This window comes from Ureibacillus chungkukjangi, assembly GCF_044795995.1.
GTDB lineage: Bacteria > Bacillota > Bacilli > Bacillales_A > Planococcaceae > Ureibacillus > Ureibacillus chungkukjangi.
Map to the genome: position 1 here is coordinate 152,937 of NZ_CP085010.1, position 20,068 is coordinate 173,004.

The window sequence follows — 20,068 nt, forward strand, 5'->3', positions numbered from 1 at the left end:
GGTGAAAACAAAATGAATACTAAGCTAAAAATGCTTGTTACTACATTATTTGGAGTAATCTTATTAGTAGCTTGTAATGGAGAAAGTGAAAAAGTAGAAAATACTGCCGTTAAAGCTGAAGCTGAGGATATTAAGGAATTAGTTCATGATTATAGCGTACGTAATGTCACAGCTAAATCTGCTTCCATCACATCAGAGCAGCTGCTTGTAACAGATAATGAAGGAAATAATCAAGTCTATGAACTACCAGAAGACGAGTTTTTTGTTTCGATTGCCCCTTACATAAATGAAACACATAGTTGTGAAAATCATAGCTTAACAGGTTGCCAAGGCGAATTGGTGAATGAACAGTTTGATATATACATTGAAGACTCAGAAGGGAATATCATAGTTGATGAAACATTAGAATCACAAGGAAACGGATTTATTGACTTGTGGCTACCACGTGAACAAATGTATCATATAAAAATTGAACTTGAAGGGAAAACTGTTGAGTCTGAATTCTCTACATTCGAAAATGATGGAACTTGTATTACAACGATGCAATTAATTTAGAAAAAAACACTAATGTGAAAACCTATATAAACGGTAATTAAAGGAGAAATATTGTGAAAAAAGTTAAATTTTTAATGGGTATACTATCTGCAATTGTAGTTTTATCAGCGTGTAATTCAGAAGAAGAGTACTCATTTGGTGAAGTGAAAAATAATAAAATAGAACATGCACATGGTTTAGGATATATAAATGGGGAAAACGAATTTATCGTTGCTACCCATAATGGTTTATACCAATATGGTGAAGAAGATGGATGGCAAGAAGCCAATAGTAAAAAACATGACTATATGGGTTTTTCAGCTGTAAGAGACGGATTCTTTTCCAGTGGACATCCTGAAGAAGGTTCATCGCTAAAAAATCCTCTTGGACTTATTAAAAGTACAGATAGAGGAGCAAGTTTTGATCAGTTAGCATTTTATGGAGAAATTGATTTCCATTACCTCGCTGCAGGATACGAATCAAATGCTGTATATGTATTAAATCAAACACCTAACGAAAATTTGAATATGGGTTTAAATTATTCAACGGATGAAGGAAAGACTTGGACAGAAGCAACAATGCAGGGATTTAATTCAGACTACATTTCTAATTTAGCTGCGCATCCATCAAGAGAAGAGCTAGTTGTAATTGGTAGTAGAGATGGCATTTTTATTTCAGAGAATTATGGACAAGACTTTTCAATATTAAATTCATCTGAGATGGTTACATACGTAACATTAAATGAAACTGGTGGATATTACGCAAATTTTGACACAAATCAAGTATATCTAAAGTCGTTTTCATTAGAAAAAAGTGTGGAGGAGGAGAATATTGTATTACCAAAAGAAGTAATGACGGATCCTATTATTTACATTGCGGTAAATCCGAATGACGAAAAAGAAATTACCATAGTTACGAATAATTTGAATATTTATCAAACCAAAGAACAAGGAACTACTTGGAGTAAGCTTGCTTCTAACGGAAAATTGAATTCAAATTAATAAGTATAGAAGGTGACAATAAAATGTATAGTTTTTTGTCTCAAATAAGTCAAATAATAAGTGAACCTGTTTCTACTTTTTTAAATTCATATAATCATTCTCCAATTATTATTGCGCTCTTACTTGGATTAATCGGAGCTGCTGCACCATGTCAACTAACGGGAAATATCAGTGCAATTACTCTGTATGGAAACCGTACAATTCAAATGAATAATAATTGGGGAGCAATCATTTCTTTTATTACTGGAAAAGTAGTAGTTTATAGCGCCATCGGTTTGTTAGCATGGCTTTTCGGACAATCATTTGAATCGAAAACCACTGAATACTTCCCGTTATTTCGTAAATTAATTGGGCCACTATTGATTACGACAGGACTCGTACTACTAGGAATGTTAAAGTTAAATTTTCTTGAGCGGTTAACTACTCACATACCCAGGAGTTTTAAAGAAGGAAAGTTAGGTTCATTTCTTTTGGGAGCTAGTTTTGCCATTGCATTCTGTCCAACGATGTTTGTCCTCTTTTTTGTCTGGTTAATGCCTACAGTCGTATCAACATCCTATGGGTTAGTACTACCAGCAATATTTGGCGTTGCGACATCTATTCCACTTATCATAATCTTAGGGCTTATTTGGTACTTTAATGTAAAAGGTTTAATTATGAAAAAGAGTATGAAGGTCGGAAGAGTAATACAAAGGGTTGCTGGAGTTATACTGATTATCATCGGTATCTTAGATACAATTACTTATTGGGGAATATAAAACATACTATTATAAAAAAATTTAATAAGTTTAAACCCTTCTAATATAGGAATTGTAAAGATACCCTATATCAGAAGGGTTTTTTTAATAACTTCTACTAGGCTTAATGACAGGGTTGCTGTTCTAGACCGCAAAGTATTGTTTTCATCCTCTAATCAATAGATTACACTCAAAATAGTAACTATATTAAGTTAGGGGAAGAGTAGCTATGAAGCGAAATTGGAATGAAGACGAGTTACTAGAGCATTTTTTAGTGATGCCAATTGAAAGAAAACTGATTGGTAATAAAACAGGGGCAAGTCGTTTAGGATTTACAGTATTATTAAAGTACTTTCAACAAGAGGCTAGATTTCCGTCCAAGAAACAAGATGTTCCCAAGGTAGTAGTTGAATATATAGCAAATCAATTGGATATATCCGCAGATTTTTTCGAGGAATATCGTTGGGGAGCAGAGGAAAGAAATTTTACTTACCATAGAAAACAAATCAGGGAATTCTTCGGTTTTAGAGAACTTACAGCAAAGGACAATGATCTTTTGACAGATTGGTTAAACGAACAAGTTCACTTTACACATGATACTGACTATTTAAAAAGTCAGGCATACAGTCTCTTTCGCAAGTGGAAAGTCGAACCTCCTTCGATTGGAAGTTTGAAACGAATGATTGATTCCGCTATTGACACTTTTGAAAAAAATTTGTACCAATCGATTTATCAGCAGCTATCTCCTAAGACTGGTTCACGATTAGATGCGTTACTGGAATCTCATACTGATGAGGAATCGAAAGCAGATTTTGAAGAAGAATTTCATAAAGACCGAGAATCCGATATTTTAACTTTTCGTCAGCTTTTATCTTCTCCTCGTAAACCAAGTGTAAACACCATGGAAATGGAAGTTAAAAAATTATTAGCGATTCGACACCTACATATACCTCCAAGATTATTTCATCATTTGACTCCAAAATTAATAAAAAAGTATCAACTTCGTGCAGCTACGGAGACCGTAACGGAATTGCGTTCACATCCAGCACCCATTCGCTATACCCTGCTTGCCATTTTATTTTCGCATCGTCATGAGGAAGTCATTGATTATTTAGCTGATTTATTGGATGAAATTACGCTTAAATTCGGAAATAAGGCTAAGAATACAACCCGAAAAGAAGTAGTAGAAGAATTAGAAAGAGTCCAAGGTAAAAATAAACACATTGTCAATTTATTAAAGGCAACCGTAGATCATCCAGAAGGGGTCATTCAAGATACTTTATTCCCCATTGTTAGCTCTGATACAATACGAGATATTATTAAGGACATGACAAAAAATAACCGGGATTACAAAGAAAAAATCTATACGAAAATGCACTCTTCTTACCAAGGGCATTATCGGAAGTCCCTTTCTAAAATTTTAAACAACCTTACTTTTTGCTCAAATAATCAATTCCATCAGCCGATTATTGAAGCTATCCAACTCATTCGAGATTATGGAGAAAGTGGGCAGCGTTATTTTGCTGCTGGAGATGAGGTTCCCATTGAAGGCGTAATTCAACCAAAATGGAAAGATGTCATTATTGAGACAGACAGCAAAGGAATAGAAAGAGTAAATCGAATTAACTATGAAATTGCAGTAATCCAATCACTTCGCACTCGACTTCGATGTAAAGAAATTTGGATTGAGGGTGCTGATCGATATCGAAACCCAGATGAAGATCTCCCTCAAGATTTTGAAGAGAACAAGGAAGAATATTTTCAAGCACTAAAAGCTCCACTGGATGTAGAGCCTTTTATCGAAGATATTATACAGTTGATGAAAGATAAACTCCATTTACTGAATCAAGGGTTAGAGGATCAAAGTAACGAAAAAGTGGCGATTACTACAAGAAGTAACAAGGGGTGGATTCGAGTCACTCCACTTGAAAAACAGATTGAACCCCCGCATGTGATGAAGATTAAACAGGCGATTAAAAACCGTTGGTCTGATATCAACCTATTGGATTTATTAAAAGAAACAGATTTTCATACGGAGTTTACCAAGCACTTTAAGACCACAGCCGATCGAGAGATTTTAGATCGAGAAACCATCCAACGACGACTTCTTCTAAGTTTATTTGGATTAGGAACGAATACAGGTTTGAAAGCTGTTTCTGCTGGAAACCACCTAGATAGTTATCGGGAACTTCGGTATATACGTCAAAAATTTATTCATAAGGATCATTTACGAAAAGCCAACGCAGAGGTTACAAATCATATCATCTACAATCGAATGAAAGAAGTATGGGGAGAAGCTACCACTGCATGTGCTTCCGATTCAAAACATTTTGGCTCTTGGGATCAGAACCTGCTTTCAGAATGGCATCCCCGTTATAAGAAACATGGAGTCATGATCTATTGGCATACAGATCGAAAGTCAGCTTGTATTTATTCCCAGCTTAAATCCTGCCTTTCTTCGGAAGTGGCAGCTATGATGGAAGGGGTGCTTCGTCACTGTACGGACATGGAAGTAGACCGAAATTATGTCGATACGCATGGACAAAGTGTCGTTGCTTTTGCTTTTTGTCATTTACTTGGTTTTAAACTGATGCCACGTTTCAAAAATATTGGTTCTCAAAAGCTATATCGTCCGGAAACTGGCATGAATGAGGAATATACGGGTCTGCAACCGGTTCTCAGTAGACCGATTAACTGGGATCTTATTCGGCAACAGTATGAACAAATCATTAAATATGCAACTGCTTTACGGTTAGGTACTGCTTCTGCTGAATCCATATTAAAGCGATTTACAAGGGATACAAAACATCCTACCTATCAAGCATTATGTGAACTAGGAAAAGCGATTAAAACAATCTTTTTATGTGATTATTTACACCATGAAGAAATTCGTAGGGAGATTCATGAGGGATTAAATACAGTGGAACAATGGAACTCAGTAAATACCTATATTTTCTATGGAAAAAACAGTGAAGTTCGTTCTAATTCGATAGAAGATCAAGAGGTATCCGCCTTATCACTTCAATTGCTGCAAAATTGCTTAGTCTATATGAATACCTTAATGGTCCAAGAAGTCCTTTATGACAACAATCAATATTGGTTGAAGAAAATGACACCTGAAGATTTTAGAGGAATAACACCTTTGTTTTATCATCATGTCAATCCATACGGAACTTTTGAACTCGATATGGATCAGAGAATACCTATTAAGTTGAGAATTTCATAGTTTTTAATCATTTTGATCGATGATTAAAATAGCTAATATCCACCGTTATAAGATATTAGCTAGTTCTTTGTAATGGAGACTTAGCTCTGAAAAGGGTGCAATCCGTACTCAGATAAGTGCCCTTTTCTTGAATAAGAAGAAATGTAATCCTTCAACCTGAAGAATCGCTAACGTTAGGAATAAACATCCCAAAAAATTCTAACCTAAAAATTCAATTTCAACATTTTCTTTGTACGAATTTTGATTTTCTCTAAACAATGCTCCGGATTTTTATAACTACTTTCCACTTCAACCAGTTCAGCACTTTTATATGCATCTACTTCAATTTTTAAGTTCATAGTTGTCGCTTTATTCATTTTTTATTGTCTAAATGTAGCCTTGGAATAAAGATTGACTAAAAAATATCCATCAATCCTTATCCTTATCTAACAGCATCTTCGAAATCTCCATTTTGAAAAAAGATTGATCAAAATGGAGTTACTCTTTTTAGAGTAAGAATGATAATTTATATAAGACGGGACGTAATATTATCTTAACTAGTTTCTAAAGGGAATGATCACTAGTCCTTTGAATCAGAAGGTAATTTATACGTTTTTAGGTGTGTATGATTTATCAATTTAATCTCAGGTCCAGAAGAAATTTCATAGGTCATTCGGTCTTTTCCTATAGGGACCCATTGGCCACCATCAGTAGGTTCTATTTCAAATGTAATCTGTAAAATAAACCCACGAAAGCCATTAATTCTTTTTGTTTCTATCACTTTAATTTTCCAAGGAGCGACAACAGGTGAAAAATCTTTTATCACCTTCGGATAGTAATAGGAACGTAAGTCTTTTTCAATATTAGGAGTTAGCATATTCATAAGCATATCTTGTAATCTTAGTTCTTCAGAGTCTTGAGAAGGATTATTTTTAGCTAAGGATGTTTCTGTTTGGAAAGATGTAAGAAGTACAAGTAATAAAGTTAAAGTAAATAGTATTTTTCTCATTTATTTATACACCTCTTTCTATTCGTATTTAAATTATTATTTGCATTTTAGATAAAAGTATGTAAATTATTCATTTAAAATGGTTTAAAAAAACAGGCGTAAAACAGATATATAGGAGATTTTTTATTGTAATTACCATTTGGGAAAGATAGGTAAAAATTGGGGGTATTCGGATTTTATGGTGGAAAAGAGCTTATAAATCACCCTTCTCCAAATTCTTAATAAGTGTGGAAAAATCGACACCAAAGTTATCTTTAATGTCGTGATTAGTCACTTCATACCAATTTAAATTGCCCCAAAATTTACTGACTGCCTCTTTTGTATGGTCAAGCAAGAAAACAGCATATTCCCACCAGAAAATTTACCTACATGAGCTGGTTTTGCCACATTAAAATCTTTATTTATAAGAACGCAAACATCATAACGACCTTCCTCTTTAGGAGTAATCTCTGGGTTATCTTGCGGTATACCTAAAATTGTAGAATTATCAATACACCATTCAACTTTGCCCACTTTTTAAAAGACTCCATTAATTCTTTTTTTGCTTTCCACCATACTCCCCAACATTTCGAAAATAAGCAATCCTTGATTCAGGTAATTCTTCAATAGTTATTTTCATATTTTAGTCTTCATTTCCAAAATTAGTTAATGACTAGAAAATAGGAAACATATAGTAACTCTTTTTGTTTTAAATTTTTTTGAAGAAATAATAATTTGAAGAAGGATTTTACCAATTATTGTTTAATTATGTAAGTAATAGAAAAAAATTAATTTTTTGATGATTTTAAATCCGATAATTTCAAAATAGGAGCATTCCTGTTAGAAGGATTTTCGGGGACTTGAAATAAAAAAAGCCCTCTTGTATGATGCTTGAGTGTCAACCGGAAAATTGACTCGAACATCTACAGAGAGGACTTACGTTATGAATTCTAATACGAACCATAAAATTAATCAAGTTTCTGAAAATACTTTAGTAATCGGCATCGATATCGCCAAGCATAAACATTATGCCTGTGCGATTGATGAACGAGGGCGTGTGCTCCAAAAATCATTCCCCGTCACACAATCACGGGATGGATTTGAAGCGTTTTACACGCACTTACTCGCTTTAAAATCAATACATGGAAAACAGGATATTATCGTTGGCTTCGAACCAACCGGACACTACTGGATGAACTTAGCTACGTTTTTAACGAACTATGGGATTCCATTTGTGATGGTAAATCCGTTACATGTCAATCGTTCAAAAGAGTTAGACGATAATCTTCAAACAAAGAATGACCAAAAGGATGCGCTTGTCATCGCCCGTTTAATGCGGGATGGTCGCTTCAGCTATCCACGACTACTTGAAGGCGTAGAAGCTGAATTACGCAACGGGGCAACATTGCGTTCGAAAATTCAAGAAGACCTCAATGCACTTCAAAATCGCATTGTACGTTGGATTGATCGGTTCTTCCCTGAATTCACGAAGGTATTTAAAAATTTCGGAAAGATGGCGTATGCGGTACTAGAAAAAACGCCTCTTCCAGTAGATATTCAAGGGAAAACACCGGAAGAATTATTGTTTTTATATCGCCAAGTAGAGGGCATGAAATCACCTCAGTTACCTAAGGCGAAGCAGTTAGTCGAGGTGGCTCAGCACTCCATTGGGCTGACAGAAGGCCTTGTGATGGCACGAATAGAAATCGCCACACTCCTTCAACAGCACCATTTATTGCAAGAGCAGCTTGACACGCTAAATGAACAATTAGGCGAATTAGCCAAACAAATGAAGGATTATGAGTACTTAGCGTCTGTACCAGGCATTGGCGATATTACGATTGTCGATCTGCTTTCAGAAGTCGGTTCTCTCACGCAATATGAGCATCCACGCCAAATAATCAAACTAGCGGGACTTACATTACGTGAAAACTCATCTGGGCAGCACAAGGGTCAGAAACGCATTTCTAAACGAGGTAGAAGGAAGCTACGAGCTCTCTTATTCCGTGTCATGATACCGTTAATTCGTCATAACCAAGCCTTTAAGCAATTACATGAATATTACACTACACGCACCATCAACCCGCTTCGAAAGAAGCAATCGATTGTCGTGCTTTGTGGGAAATTACTGAAGATTTTACACGCTTTATGTAAGAAAAAAATACAGTTTGATGAACAACAAATGATGAAAAATCTTTATTGTCTCGAAAGGGCAGCCTAAGCAACATCTTAGCTCGAACTAAAACAGAAGGATGACACGGAGAAGCCGGCATTATTTATCCCATCCGACTACGAGTCCCTATAGGAGCATCGCCAGCCTCTGCCTTATGAATAGACCGCACGAAGGAATGTATGCGCTAGACGCCAAGAGACATGGGAGGGTACGTCATCATAAGCATCGCAGAGATCCAATTGTGCATCACATATTGGAACTGAAAGTTAATTACTACCAATTAGCTTTAGCGAAGCGTATCCCAAAACTGTAAATCAATTGAAGTACTGTAAAATACTAAAATATAAATCTATAAAAAATAATTTTATGAATTGATAAAAACGGGTTAAACCGTTGATATATCAACATTTATAGAGGGAGGGTTAAATTGAGCATTAAAAAACCATTTTTGTATACGTTAGTTTTTTTAATAATTGTATCAATCTTGTTTTTCATAGGGTTTAAAGTTATAAATGCCAACAATAATGAATTAGTTCTCAAAGAGAAAAATGGTGAGTTAACCCTCAAAGAGTCTATTAATCTCGGATTAAGTTCTGCTAAAAAATGGAATAAAGATGCAATGTTTTATAAGATTACTAGTAGTGATGAAAATAGAGGGGGGACAAGAGGAGATACAGGAAAACGGTATGATTGGAATTTATTTTTTACAGTTCCCGGTACAGATAAGCAACTAATTTTAGGTATAGCAAAAGGTTCAATAGATTTTGAACATGAGGTAATTGGACCAGATGAACCCCCTATTATGTTAGATGATATTAAATTGGATAGTCCGGATTTATTAAAGATTGTAAAAGATAAATACAATCTTCAAAAAGGTGAAGATTGGGCTACAGGATATCATTTTACACTAGATACTATTGATGATAAACCTATTGTAACAGTAGTTGGAATTGACAATGATAAACTATTTACAAAGATTAGTATAAATCCAAAAAATGGTAAGATAACTGGAGCTATCCATAAAGTACCCAAAGGGGGAGAATTAATATCACTACCTTCAGGTACTAACACACCCAAAATTACTAAAAGAGAGATGTATATTAAAGGAATATCATCGAGTGATAATAGTTTAGTTGCTTGGGGAGATCAAAAGCCAACAGGAATCAATTCAACCAACCAGCCGTTTATTGAGCTAAGTAATAACAATGGAGAATCTTGGAATCCATTAACTATTGATGAAAATATTGTATATGCATGGTTTACTTCAAATAAAAAGTTGTATATAGCCACAGAATCAGAGCTATTAAGTATTAAAAATACAGAGGATAAAATTGATAGTATTTTATCTTTAAAAACGCAAATTGAAGGAATAGACTACTCAACTGATAAAATCGCAATTTTATCTAATAAAAATATATACACAACAAATGATAATGGGGCAAGCTGGAATGTTACTAGTGAACCTGAACCTCTCTTATCGCTTCAAGTCTCAAACACTGGAATTTTGATAGGTCTTACACAGGATAGAAAAGTTCTCCTTAAAAGCGGTGTAAAATGGGATACTCTTAAATTATCAACAGATGAACTAGAAGTATCAGATTTGAAGGTAATTAACAATGATATTTTGCTCCTCATGGATAATGAAATATGGGTTTATAACCTTGAAAATGAGAGATTTAATAAGTTTGATAACACTAGTAAAATAATTCAAATAATAAAAAAAGGAAGTAATCTTTTTGGTATTTCGGAAGATGGAACAATTTATTTAATTGATTGGGGGGGGGATTCTTTTGAACTAAAAGTAAATAGATTGTTTTTAATCGAAAACAAAATTGTGGCAGATGTAGGAATGACAAAAAACGGATTATTTATAGCAACAATACCAGATTTTATATGGGAAGACATTAAGTAAAAATTTACACTAATAATAGTAGGAATAAGGAGGAATTATTTTTATGAAAAAAGTGATTAATTTTATATTAGTTGTAGCTTTAATATTTTCCATTGTACCACTATCTGTAAATGCAGCAACTTTTGTGAAAAATGGCCAAGATGTAACTGCATATACTGCAAGTCAATATACAGGAACTGGAGCTGTTAGAAAAACTGCAAATGGATACGCTCCAAAAGTTGGCGACGTCGCTATGAGGAGTAGTGCAAACGTTCCATTTGGCACAATAGTTATTTCATCTTCTGCGGTTACAACTGGGGATGGATATAACAGAAATAGTTGGTCGGTTCAAGATTGGGGTGTTGCCTCTACCCAGACATCACACGCGATAGATATTTGGTGGGGATTCTGTAGAACTAATGCTTATACAGGTACTAATGCAACTAAACTAGGGTGTTCTACGTCGGATTCCAAACATGTAAGCGCAATAAATTTTGGAGAGAAATCTATGAACCTTACTTTTTATGTTAAAGAATGAAACAAACTCAGTGGATCACATTTGAAGATTAAGAAGGGACATGAGGGTTGAGACAAAAACAAAAAGGGAGAGATTTAAAATGGGTTTAGACATGTATTTGGAGTCCATGCCAAAAGTGAAAGGATATTCTTTTGAGCAACTCATCGAATTGGACAATAAAATATGTGAGTTTGATAGTTTAAACTCCATGTATTGTGAATGCTAAATTAGAATTAACAAAAATCGCTGGATAACAGTGAACACTATTTACCATAACATTCCTCTCCCAGTATCATATCACTGGAAACATCAAAACAGTTGGGAGAGGAAAATATGAATAAAATGGAAAGGTGGAACATGTACCTAGAGATTCAACAGCTAAAGAAACTGGGACTTAACAAATCGCAAATTGCCAGACGATTGGGGATTAGCCGCAATACAGTTTACAAATATATCAATATGACACCTGAAGAATTTGAAGATATGTTGGAGCACATGGAAGTGAGACAAAAGAAATTAGACTGTATCAAAGAGAAGCTCATCACCTGGTTGAAACAGTATCCCGACATTTCAAGTGCACAGATCCATGATTGGATTAAGGAGAGATATCCTGACCTTACGGTCGGTGAAAGTACCGTCAGGTGCTATGTTAGTCAACTGAGAAAGGAGTATAGTATTCCAAAAATAAAGGTGACCCGGCAATATGAAGCGGTTGAAGACCCGCCTATGGGACAACAAATGCAAGTTGACTTTGGTCAGGTCACCGTCAGAAATACGTTTCATCAACCTCAGAAACTGTGGTTTATGGCTTGCGTATTATCCCATTCCCGTTACAAATTTGTGTATTGGCTGGACCGTCCCTTTACAACAGCAGATGTCATTCAGGCTCATGAACAAGCTTTCGTCTTTTACGGCGGTCTTCCTCAAGAAATTGTTTATGATCAAGACCATCTCATCTTAGTGAGTGAAAATGGTGGAGATCTTATTTACACAAAAGAATTTGCCAATTATCTGAAGCACAGGGCATTTAAGGTTCGCATGTGCCGCAAAGGCGACCCGGAAAGCAAAGGAAAAGTGGAAAACGTTGTTGGCTATGTGAAAAAGAACTTTGCCCGTCACCGGACCTATTACAATCTGGCCCAATGGAGTGAAGACTGTCTGGCCTGGCTTGAGCGAACAGGCAATGGCAAAGTGCATCAGACAACCAAAAAAATACCGGCCGAAGTGTTCCAACAGGAACGCCTTTACCTTCGCCCGGTCCAAGAAAAATATCATCTCAATGAAGCCAAGGCCAGTATAACAAGAGTTGTCCGAAAAGACAATACCATTCTTTATGCCGGGAACCGCTATTCGGTCCCTCTAGGGACCTATGATGACAAGGGTAAAAGCGTTGGACTAAAGATTCAAGACGATACCCTGACCATCTACGACTGGGAAACAGGAGAGGTACTTGCCCAACACGCGATTTGCCACGAAAAAGGCAAGTTGATTCAAAATACGAATCATAAAAGGGACCGCAGCAAAGGGATTCAAGCGTTAATGCAACAAGTGGCCGGGCGTTTTCCAGAACCGGATCAAGCCACCCTCTTTTTGAAAGAAATCTATCAGCGGAAGCAGCGTTATATGAGAGATCAATTGCAAAAGATACAGGAAGTCATGAACAAAGCCAACCCTCATTCTGGAGTGATTGGACAAGCTTTAGCCTACTGTCTGACATACCAACTGTACAGTGCAGCAGCCTTCAGCGATGCAGTGCAACATTTTATGCAACAAGCACAGAGACAACAAGCACACCAGCATGAACATCAACCTGAGATCAAACCCACCGTGCTCGGACATCAATCACACTCGCAAGTGAAAGCAGAAATTCGAGATCCTCAAGTTTACATTCGTATCCTGGAGGGAGAGAGCCTATGTCAGAAAGCTTAGTGCAATTGAAACACAGCTTGAAAACACTCAAATTGGCCTCCATCGCCGAAGTGATTGAGGAACAACTGATGGAAGCCGAAACAAATGGATTCAGTTATCAACAGTTTCTGACGAAACTGTTGGGATACGAAATACGCAAGCGGGAAGAAAAACAATTGGCCAAACGGCTCAAGTGGGCAGACTTTCCTGTCCACCAATCCCTCGATGAGTTCGACATTAGCGCCCAGCCTGCCCTAAGCCGGCAGCAATTTCAACAGTTGCGTGAACTCTTATGGATTGAACAAGTTTATAACCTCATCTTATTGGGCCCGCCAGGGGTGGGTAAAACTCACCTGGCCATTGGCTTAGGAGTAGAAGCCGTTCAGCAAGGGTACAAAGTCAGCTTTGTGACCATGGATCATTTAATCCAGTTGCTGCGTACCCAAGAAGTAACAAGAAGCGCCCAAACAAAATTGAAAAGAATCACTCAGTCAGATCTTGTCATCATTGATGATTTGATGTTTATGGCCATCAACCGGCATGAAGCCAATCTTTTCTTTCAACTCATCAACAAACTCTATGGCCAATCATCTGTGATCATCACCTCCAACAAAGGACCGGAAGATTGGGGAGAGTTATTGGGTGATCCGGCCATTACCACAGCCATTCTGGACCGGCTACTCCATAAAAGCGAGGTGATTCATCTCACCGGTGACAGTTATCGTTTGAAATACAGGAAAACCATATTTGGAAATGACTAGGTGCTCAAAATTATTTGGCGAAATTTGTTCAATTGTACTTGACGCTCACACAAAAAATCTCTATCATATATAAAAAACACGAAGCATCATAGGTTTATCTAGTTTAGGGAAAGAGAAAATAACTTTTTCATGAGTTGAACAACAGCGGCAAACTATTAAAAAGCTAAAAAGAGGAGTTGACTTGTAAAAATTTTGATTGCACGGCCTTATCTATGATAGGCGCGACAAAATGATAGGAGGCATTCACCTTGTTTAGCAGCACAGGCATAAGATTTGATTTACATTTCTGATGCAATTATAATGGTGGGCAAGAATGGCCGAAATACATAATAAACAGTCATTCCTCAATCCAGTCTTCAATTGCGGCCGCCTTCGTTTATTTTTGGCTTCCGCCACCTAGATGATGTTATTTATTCAAAAAATTTTTAGAAAAAAAGGAGAAATGATTATGTCAATTGCGGTTACAGGTGCTACTGGTCAACTCGGTGGGCTTGTGATTCAACATTTGCTCAAAAAAGTTCCCGCCAGTCAAATCATTGCCATCGTGCGTAATGTTGAAAAAGCCTCTACTCTTGCCGATCAAGGCGTGGAAGTTCGCCATGGCGACTATAATCAACCGGAATCTCTTCAAAAGGCTTTTGCAGGTGTCTCCAAGCTGCTCTTTATCTCAGGTCCGCATTATGATAATACGCTTCTTATCGTTCAACATGCAAATGTCGTAAAAGCTGCCAGAGATGCGGGAGTCAAACATATTGCTTACACAGGATATGCCTTTGCTGAGGAATCAATAATTCCCCTTGCACACGTACATTTAGCAACGGAATATGCCATCCGTACGACCAATATCCCGTATACTTTCCTGCGTAATGCCTTATATACGGACTTTTTTGTAAATGAGGGGCTGCGCGCATCCATAGAGTCTGGAGCAATTGTTACGAATGCGGGAAGCGGGATCGTTAATTCAGTAACACGCAATGAACTTGCTTTGGCTGCCGCAACGGTTCTTACAGAGGAAGGGCATGAAAACAAAACGTATAACCTTGTTTCCAATCAACCGTGGACCTTTGATGAACTTGCCCAAATTCTCTCCGAGGTTTCCGGCAAAAAAGTCGTGCATCAGCCTGTCTCATTCGAAGAAGAGAAAAATTTCCTCGTAAACGCTGGTGTCCCTGAGCCGTTTGCTGAAATTACGGCAGCGATCTATGACGCGATTTCCAAAGGAGAAGCGTCCAAAACATCAGATGATCTGCAAAAACTGATCGGATCCTTGACCCCTCTGAAGGAAACCGTAAAACAAGCCCTGAAAATGTAAGAATTGACCAAATGACATAAAATGAAAAAACAGAACATCCAATGACTGCAAACTCGTGACCTGCTTTATCTTAGTTCGAAAATAAGCCCTGTCACGCAGACAGACATTAACAGCCTGAGACCTAAAATTACATAAGGACTCAGGCTGTTTTATTTCTTTTGATCACGTTGGCGGATTTAAAAACGAAACGAGAGTATATCATCTTTTACAAAAGTAGTTGGTAGAAAGGGGAAAAATATATGTCAAGAATAGTGATTGTTGATATAGACAATTGCATTGCCAATGTTAACAAAGCACTTAAAGATAAAGGATACAGAACCGACATATATCCATCACCTGTTCCTTCACGTTTGTTTGATGACGGTTCTATTTTTAAAAATGCAGAACCTATGAAATCAGTCATTGAAAACATCGAAGGAATAATAGACGACAAAAAAGATATGTGTATGTTCCTTACTTCCCGACCAAATAAAAAACACATATCTTCTGAAATTACAAGACAATGGATTAATGAACACACACCCTTCACTTTTCCGTTTTACTTTACAGACGGAGTGCCGAAGGGTGAAGTGATTAGGAAAGTCTTTTCGGATAAAGCAATTCGTGAATATGAATGGATCATTTTTGATGATTCCCCTCACGAAATTATAAGTTATCTAAACTTGAAAAACGACATCAATGTGGATATGGAGATTTATATTCCAGCATGGGAATACAATAGCCATATTGATGTTGGAAAGAAAATATAGAGGGCAAAGAGGACAATCCACTCGGTTGTCCTCTTTATCTATTAAAAAAACAAAAAAGGAGAAGGTTTATATGGTTCAATTTTTTCAAACTCATATGGGGCAAAAATTTTATGAGCGTGATATTCCAGAAATGGTAAGAAAGCTCAATGAAATTGCTTCTGAATTAAGTCGTTCAAACGATCTGAAAGAGCGAGAATTAAAAATTAAAGAACGTGAATTAGAACTGTTGGAAACTCAAATTAGAAAGGAGAATAATTAAATGACTGATAAGTTAGTTAAAATCAGAGAAGCTTTGAACAAAAAGTATTTTGAAAGAGAAGAAGAAATTGAAGGGATGCTTATTGCTCTGCTTTCTCGCCAGCATGTCCTTTTGATTGGAGAGCCGGGCACGGGTAAATCGCTTCTATCAATGGAACTTGCAAAAATCATTGATGGAAGCAATTATTTTCAGTGGTTGCTTACCAAGTACACCACTCCCGAAGAACTGTTCGGAGCATTAAGTTTAAAAGAACTCGAACAAGGGATTCATAAGAGAAACACAAGTGGAAAATTACCAGAAGCACATTTTGTGTTTTTGGATGAAATCTTCAAGAGTAATTCAGCGATTCTGAACAGCCTTCTAACACTAATCAATGAAAGGCTATTTTATAATAATGGCACACCAATTAAAACCCCTTTAATCTCCCTTATTGGTGCTTCAAATGAATATCCAGAAGAAGATGAAGGACTTGAAGCGTTATTTGACAGGTTACTGTTAAGATATGAAGTCAAGCCAATTAGAGATAGGAACAACTTCATTTCTATGTTAAAAAATGAAGGACAGAACATAACAATGCCTTCTTTAACCATAAACGAACTAACTGATTTGCAATTTTATGCAGATATGACCAATGTACCTGACAACATATATGAAGGTATAGCTGATCTTTGCCAAGCTCTTGAAGATGAGGGAATTCAACCATCTGCAAGGCGTGTTAAAAACTCCATTAACGCACTTAAAGCAAAAGCGTTTTTGGAGGGGAGAAACACGGTTGAAGAAAAGGATATGTTGATTTTAAAGCATATTCTTTGGAATAACATCGAGGAAAGGGATACCGCAGAGCAAATAATCAAAGAACACGCACAAGATCAAGTGACCAACACGGTAGAACGAGTGAAGAAGGAAGCGAAGGACATCCTTGCTTCACTAAATAAGGATAAAAAGAAAAATCCTTATGATGACACCAGAGAAGTAGCACAAAAACTAAAAGTGTTGGTGAGCGAACTTCAAAAGCTCAAAAATAATCATCCAGAACGATCAAATGAAATCGATCCAGTAATAGATACACTAAATAAAGAACAGCAAAAAATAATAGATGAGGTTCTCTTACCCATCAACAACATCTAAAAAAGAAAAGGATCGTTCCATAAATAAAAGTGGAATGATCCTTTTTCTATCAAGAAAAGGAGAGATAAATCATGTTTAAATCATTTTTGCGAAAAAGAAATAAAGAAACATCGGTTTTAAATACAGATGCCTTTGACAAAAGACGTTTTGAACAAATTTATGACATGTCAAAGGGATTGCAAGAGATTGAAAAAGCGGAGGAAATTCCTTTTGGTTCATCACCAAAAGTTGTACTTGCACCTGTCATGAAAGTATGTTAGCTGTTTCTAGCCGAACCCGCAATGCAAAACGCTGGATATTTCTGTATCCGTATCCCCGACGTTTCATCAGCTTGATCTTGTTATTTGTTCCCTCCATTTTCCCATTTGAATAAGGGGATAAAATGCACGATATGATTTCGTCTGTTCGTTTGACGAGTGATTTTGCGATGGCGCGAACAGCAGAACAAGGACAAAACAAATACCGATGAACCCAGGCGTTCAAACGACGTTTCGCTTGTCGCTCGTTTTGGCTTTTGGATACATAACGAAAATGTTGAAGGGATTGATAGACAGCCTGCAAGGAATCGCTCTCTTTCTGCCACTCCCGCACCGTTTGGCGTTCCTCCTCGGTGAGCTTCTCGGGGCGCTGGGTCAATAAGCGGCAAACATACCGGACATGCCCATGTTTCTTGTTCCCTTTTCCGAAGGATTTGCGGCATCGATCCAACGCTTCCGTAAACAATTGAATCACATGAAAATAATCGACCACATGCTTCGCTTCCGGACACGCCCCTTGAATCGCTTTTTTCATCGCTGGAGCCAAATCGCTCACGACATACTGAACAGAATCAGACACAGGAGCCAACACACGTCCAATGGCTTCCTCGTTCTTTCCTGCTTCAACGGCATACACTTCTCCCGTTTCGGCATCCATGATCGCCACTCCGTAATCATGCCCTTTTCGAAACGCAAACTCATCGACACAAACTGCCTTTGGTTGGATGTCATTCGATAGGAAGGAAGGGGCATGGGTATAAAACCAACGTTCCACGGTCGTGTAAGGAAGCTTGAGCATACGAGCCACCGCCTGAATGGATGTTCCGATGCAAGATTGCGCCACCCATTGCTGAAACGCATCCGTCGCTACACTTCGAGGGGAAATTCCGGGATAAGACGTGCTGAATGTCATGCCACATGTACCACAACGTCTACGCTCCACAGGGAGTTCCACCCAAAAGATGCCGATCCGTTGAGCATACCCATGCATCCATTGCTTCTTTTTGCCTGTCATTTTGATTGTACGCTTCAAGCAGACAGGACATAATGGGCATTGTTCGGGTAGAGAAAGTTCGAAAATCCAACGTTCTTCTTCTTTTCGCACCTTTTGAATCAAAACATCTGGTAAATCGATGAGTTCTTTGATAAACTGAGCGTACATGCGAATTTTCCTCCAATGGTTTGGTTTGGTCACCTTTACCATACAGGAAAATTCGCATTTTTTGTATCCTCTATTTTCCCTATGCATACCTATCTTAAAATCTCAAGTACAACTTGTGGTGAAGAGCCATAAAAAGTCTTATTGGATAAGAGAAGTAAAATCCACTATATCTGCATATTTTCTCCACATTTATTTATTATACTATTCTTTAAAGAAATATTGTTAAAGTTTTAGTAACTTCAAAATATCAAGGAATAGTTTATTGGAGAAAGGATATGTTCTTATGGATAAAAAAAGTAGGAGACTTTTCATGCGCCTATTTATCTTGGTGATATTAGCAGGAGCAATAGTCTTTACTGTTTACAATAGTTTGACTAAAGAGAAAAACAAAGTTTTACAGGTTGGAGATGCTGCTCCTGATTTTGAATTAGTTGATATGAACGGGGAAACACATAACTTATCGGAGTACAAAGGACAAGGAGTCTTTTTGAATTTTTGGGGAACATGGTGCAAACCATGTGAAAGAGAATTTCCAATCATCGACAAATATTACCAAGAATATAAAGATGAAGGCATTCAAGTATTAGCTGTTAATATTGCGGAATCTGATTTCGTGGTTCAAGATTATATTGATCGAAAAGGCCTTTCCTTCCCTGTTTTAATAGATAAAAATAAAAGCGTTATGCTAGCTTATAATATTAAACCATTACCAACGACTATTTTAGTTAATCCGGAAGGTAAAATAGAGAAAATAATCACTGGGGAAATGAGTGATGAAAGCATATTAAGTTATATGAATCAGATAAAGCCAGAATAAGAGTGCGTCTTTAATTGTAAGGAATGCGGAATAACTTGTATAACCTATACTTTAACAGGTTAAAGAAAATAAGCCTAATTGGGATATACACAGCATAGTGAATGACTGAGAGATGATGTTGTAATGAAACATGGAGAGGTTAACTCACAAAGTTATAATAATGAATCAAATTGTGTATTTCCGAAAGTATAGCTATCTGCTCATCAAGGGTTGTCGATAGCGAATTATAGTTTGTGATGTCAGAAGACGTCAATTTAGTCTTTGAATAATTCATTTTAGAGGGAAAAAGGAGATTCATTTGGTCACTATCTGACTAATGGCTCCTTTTTATACTTGGGAGGAAACCATAATGAAAAACACTTCAAGGGCCAAAACTATATGGCGGAGAAGAATATTTAATTCTATTAATGTTAATGTTAATGTGATAAGTTTAGAAAATTTAAAACAAACTATCTTAGCAGTAGAAAATGCTCAGATAAAGGGAAGGATACAGATGACATGAACACTATTTAGTAATGAATATTACTACGGTTTATTTGTTAAGAACAAAATATAGGCATTGTAAAGGCGTGAAAAACATTACCCTTTTATACGATAATGGATTGCGCGGAAATTCCGTATTTTAAAATTACAACATCATTCATACACATTTAACTTTGTTGTATTATA

General features: G+C 36.8%; 19 protein-coding genes and 1 pseudogene. 16 read left to right on the plus strand and 4 right to left on the minus strand.

Annotated elements, in window-relative coordinates; translation table 11 throughout:
• Positions 1-12 precede the first annotated feature (12 nt).
• From LG296_RS20285 to LG296_RS20300, 4 genes are all read left to right on the plus strand, one after another.
• Positions 13-555, plus strand: coding sequence for a CueP family metal-binding protein (locus LG296_RS20285; RefSeq protein WP_107937798.1), 543 nt, complete (start codon positions 13-15; stop codon positions 553-555).
• A gap of 53 nt (positions 556-608) precedes the next feature.
• Positions 609-1,535 carry a F510_1955 family glycosylhydrolase gene (locus LG296_RS20290; protein ID WP_248283806.1) on the plus strand — a complete coding sequence of 309 codons (927 nt, stop codon included), beginning with the start codon at positions 609-611 and terminating at the stop codon, positions 1,533-1,535.
• Between the two features lie 23 nt (positions 1,536-1,558).
• Positions 1,559-2,293, plus strand: a complete 735-nt coding sequence (locus tag LG296_RS20295) for a sulfite exporter TauE/SafE family protein (protein ID WP_107937796.1) — start codon at positions 1,559-1,561, stop codon at positions 2,291-2,293.
• 208 nt (positions 2,294-2,501) lie between these two features.
• The gene (locus LG296_RS20300; protein WP_107937794.1) at positions 2,502-5,498 is read left to right on the plus strand and encodes a Tn3 family transposase; all 2,997 of its coding nucleotides are present in this window, start codon (positions 2,502-2,504) and stop codon (positions 5,496-5,498) included.
• A 203-nt stretch (positions 5,499-5,701) separates the two neighbouring features.
• On the opposite strand, the gene LG296_RS20305 is transcribed toward LG296_RS20300, so the two are convergent.
• The 3 genes and pseudogenes from LG296_RS20305 to LG296_RS20315 all read right to left on the minus strand — a co-directional run.
• Entirely contained in the window at positions 5,702-5,854 is a 153-nt protein-coding gene (locus tag LG296_RS20305) for a hypothetical protein (RefSeq protein ID WP_251402742.1), read from the minus strand.
• Between the two features lie 203 nt (positions 5,855-6,057).
• Positions 6,058-6,486 carry a DUF3888 domain-containing protein gene (locus tag LG296_RS20310; protein WP_107937792.1) on the minus strand — a complete coding sequence of 143 codons (429 nt, stop codon included), beginning with the start codon at positions 6,484-6,486 and terminating at the stop codon, positions 6,058-6,060.
• 286 nt (positions 6,487-6,772) lie between these two features.
• Positions 6,773-7,105 (minus strand): annotated as a pseudogene (locus LG296_RS20315) (GyrI-like domain-containing protein); the annotation flags it as partial.
• 303 nt (positions 7,106-7,408) lie between these two features.
• Between LG296_RS20315 and LG296_RS20320 the strand changes: the two are divergent.
• The 10 genes from LG296_RS20320 (at position 7,409) to LG296_RS20365 (ending at position 17,423) form a co-directional block, all read left to right on the plus strand.
• Positions 7,409-8,686 (plus strand): IS110 family transposase, encoded by a 1,278-nt coding sequence (locus LG296_RS20320; RefSeq protein WP_107937931.1) that lies wholly within the window; start codon positions 7,409-7,411, stop codon positions 8,684-8,686.
• 379 nt (positions 8,687-9,065) lie between these two features.
• Positions 9,066-10,550 (plus strand): hypothetical protein, encoded by a 1,485-nt coding sequence (locus LG296_RS20325; protein WP_107937790.1) that lies wholly within the window; start codon positions 9,066-9,068, stop codon positions 10,548-10,550.
• A gap of 43 nt (positions 10,551-10,593) precedes the next feature.
• Positions 10,594-11,067 (plus strand): hypothetical protein, encoded by a 474-nt coding sequence (locus tag LG296_RS20330; protein WP_107937788.1) that lies wholly within the window; start codon positions 10,594-10,596, stop codon positions 11,065-11,067.
• Positions 11,068-11,379: 312 nt separating this feature from the next.
• Positions 11,380-12,975: an IS21 family transposase gene (gene istA, locus LG296_RS20335; RefSeq protein ID WP_036174221.1), complete on the plus strand. Its 1,596-nt coding sequence runs from the start codon at positions 11,380-11,382 to the stop codon at positions 12,973-12,975.
• On the plus strand, positions 12,960-13,715 hold the full coding sequence (istB, locus tag LG296_RS20340; RefSeq protein WP_036174224.1) for an IS21-like element helper ATPase IstB: 756 nt from the start codon (positions 12,960-12,962) through the stop codon (positions 13,713-13,715). The genes istA and istB overlap by 16 nt, the downstream gene beginning before the upstream one ends.
• A 448-nt stretch (positions 13,716-14,163) precedes the next feature.
• On the plus strand, positions 14,164-15,027 hold the full coding sequence (locus LG296_RS20345) for an SDR family oxidoreductase (protein ID WP_036174241.1): 864 nt from the start codon (positions 14,164-14,166) through the stop codon (positions 15,025-15,027).
• Positions 15,028-15,266: 239 nt separating this feature from the next.
• Entirely contained in the window at positions 15,267-15,776 is a 510-nt protein-coding gene (locus LG296_RS20350; protein WP_003725286.1) for a hypothetical protein, read from the plus strand.
• The gene (locus LG296_RS20355) at positions 15,757-16,035 is read left to right on the plus strand and encodes a hypothetical protein (RefSeq protein ID WP_227662416.1); all 279 of its coding nucleotides are present in this window, start codon (positions 15,757-15,759) and stop codon (positions 16,033-16,035) included. The genes LG296_RS20350 and LG296_RS20355 overlap by 20 nt, the downstream gene beginning before the upstream one ends.
• Positions 16,036-17,163, plus strand: coding sequence for an AAA family ATPase (locus tag LG296_RS20360; protein ID WP_070875196.1), 1,128 nt, complete (start codon positions 16,036-16,038; stop codon positions 17,161-17,163).
• Positions 17,164-17,234: 71 nt separating this feature from the next.
• Entirely contained in the window at positions 17,235-17,423 is a 189-nt protein-coding gene (locus tag LG296_RS20365) for a hypothetical protein (protein ID WP_251400915.1), read from the plus strand.
• Here LG296_RS20365 and LG296_RS20370 read toward each other — a convergent pair.
• A complete protein-coding gene (locus LG296_RS20370) occupies positions 17,407-18,582 on the minus strand; it encodes an ISL3 family transposase (RefSeq protein WP_054193193.1) in 1,176 nt (391 codons plus the stop codon). The genes LG296_RS20365 and LG296_RS20370 overlap by 17 nt on opposite strands.
• A 283-nt stretch (positions 18,583-18,865) precedes the next feature.
• Here LG296_RS20370 and resA point away from each other — a divergent pair, with 283 nt between their 5' ends.
• Both resA and LG296_RS20380 read left to right on the plus strand, forming a co-directional pair.
• Positions 18,866-19,399 (plus strand): thiol-disulfide oxidoreductase ResA, encoded by a 534-nt coding sequence (gene resA, locus LG296_RS20375; protein ID WP_251400916.1) that lies wholly within the window; start codon positions 18,866-18,868, stop codon positions 19,397-19,399.
• A 349-nt stretch (positions 19,400-19,748) separates the two neighbouring features.
• Positions 19,749-19,901, plus strand: a complete 153-nt coding sequence (locus LG296_RS20380) for a hypothetical protein (protein ID WP_251400917.1) — start codon at positions 19,749-19,751, stop codon at positions 19,899-19,901.
• Positions 19,902-20,068: the final 167 nt, after the last annotated feature.

Coding starts and splice junctions, on each gene's coding strand:
- LG296_RS20285 (WP_107937798.1), top strand. CDS start 13: ATGAATACTAAGCTAAAAATGCTTGTTACTACATTATTTGGAGTAATC.
- resA (WP_251400916.1), top strand. CDS start 18,866: ATGGATAAAAAAAGTAGGAGACTTTTCATGCGCCTATTTATCTTGGTG.
- LG296_RS20320 (WP_107937931.1), top strand. CDS start 7,409: ATGAATTCTAATACGAACCATAAAATTAATCAAGTTTCTGAAAATACT.
- LG296_RS20295 (WP_107937796.1), top strand. CDS start 1,559: ATGTATAGTTTTTTGTCTCAAATAAGTCAAATAATAAGTGAACCTGTT.
- LG296_RS20310 (WP_107937792.1), bottom strand. CDS start 6,486: ATGAGAAAAATACTATTTACTTTAACTTTATTACTTGTACTTCTTACA.
- LG296_RS20370 (WP_054193193.1), bottom strand. CDS start 18,582: ATGTACGCTCAGTTTATCAAAGAACTCATCGATTTACCAGATGTTTTG.
- LG296_RS20365 (WP_251400915.1), top strand. CDS start 17,235: ATGTTTAAATCATTTTTGCGAAAAAGAAATAAAGAAACATCGGTTTTA.
- istB (WP_036174224.1), top strand. CDS start 12,960: ATGTCAGAAAGCTTAGTGCAATTGAAACACAGCTTGAAAACACTCAAA.
- LG296_RS20300 (WP_107937794.1), top strand. CDS start 2,502: ATGAAGCGAAATTGGAATGAAGACGAGTTACTAGAGCATTTTTTAGTG.
- LG296_RS20350 (WP_003725286.1), top strand. CDS start 15,267: ATGTCAAGAATAGTGATTGTTGATATAGACAATTGCATTGCCAATGTT.
- LG296_RS20345 (WP_036174241.1), top strand. CDS start 14,164: ATGTCAATTGCGGTTACAGGTGCTACTGGTCAACTCGGTGGGCTTGTG.
- LG296_RS20380 (WP_251400917.1), top strand. CDS start 19,749: ATGAAAAACACTTCAAGGGCCAAAACTATATGGCGGAGAAGAATATTT.
- LG296_RS20360 (WP_070875196.1), top strand. CDS start 16,036: ATGACTGATAAGTTAGTTAAAATCAGAGAAGCTTTGAACAAAAAGTAT.
- LG296_RS20355 (WP_227662416.1), top strand. CDS start 15,757: ATGTTGGAAAGAAAATATAGAGGGCAAAGAGGACAATCCACTCGGTTG.
- LG296_RS20305 (WP_251402742.1), bottom strand. CDS start 5,854: ATGAATAAAGCGACAACTATGAACTTAAAAATTGAAGTAGATGCATAT.
- LG296_RS20330 (WP_107937788.1), top strand. CDS start 10,594: ATGAAAAAAGTGATTAATTTTATATTAGTTGTAGCTTTAATATTTTCC.
- istA (WP_036174221.1), top strand. CDS start 11,380: ATGAATAAAATGGAAAGGTGGAACATGTACCTAGAGATTCAACAGCTA.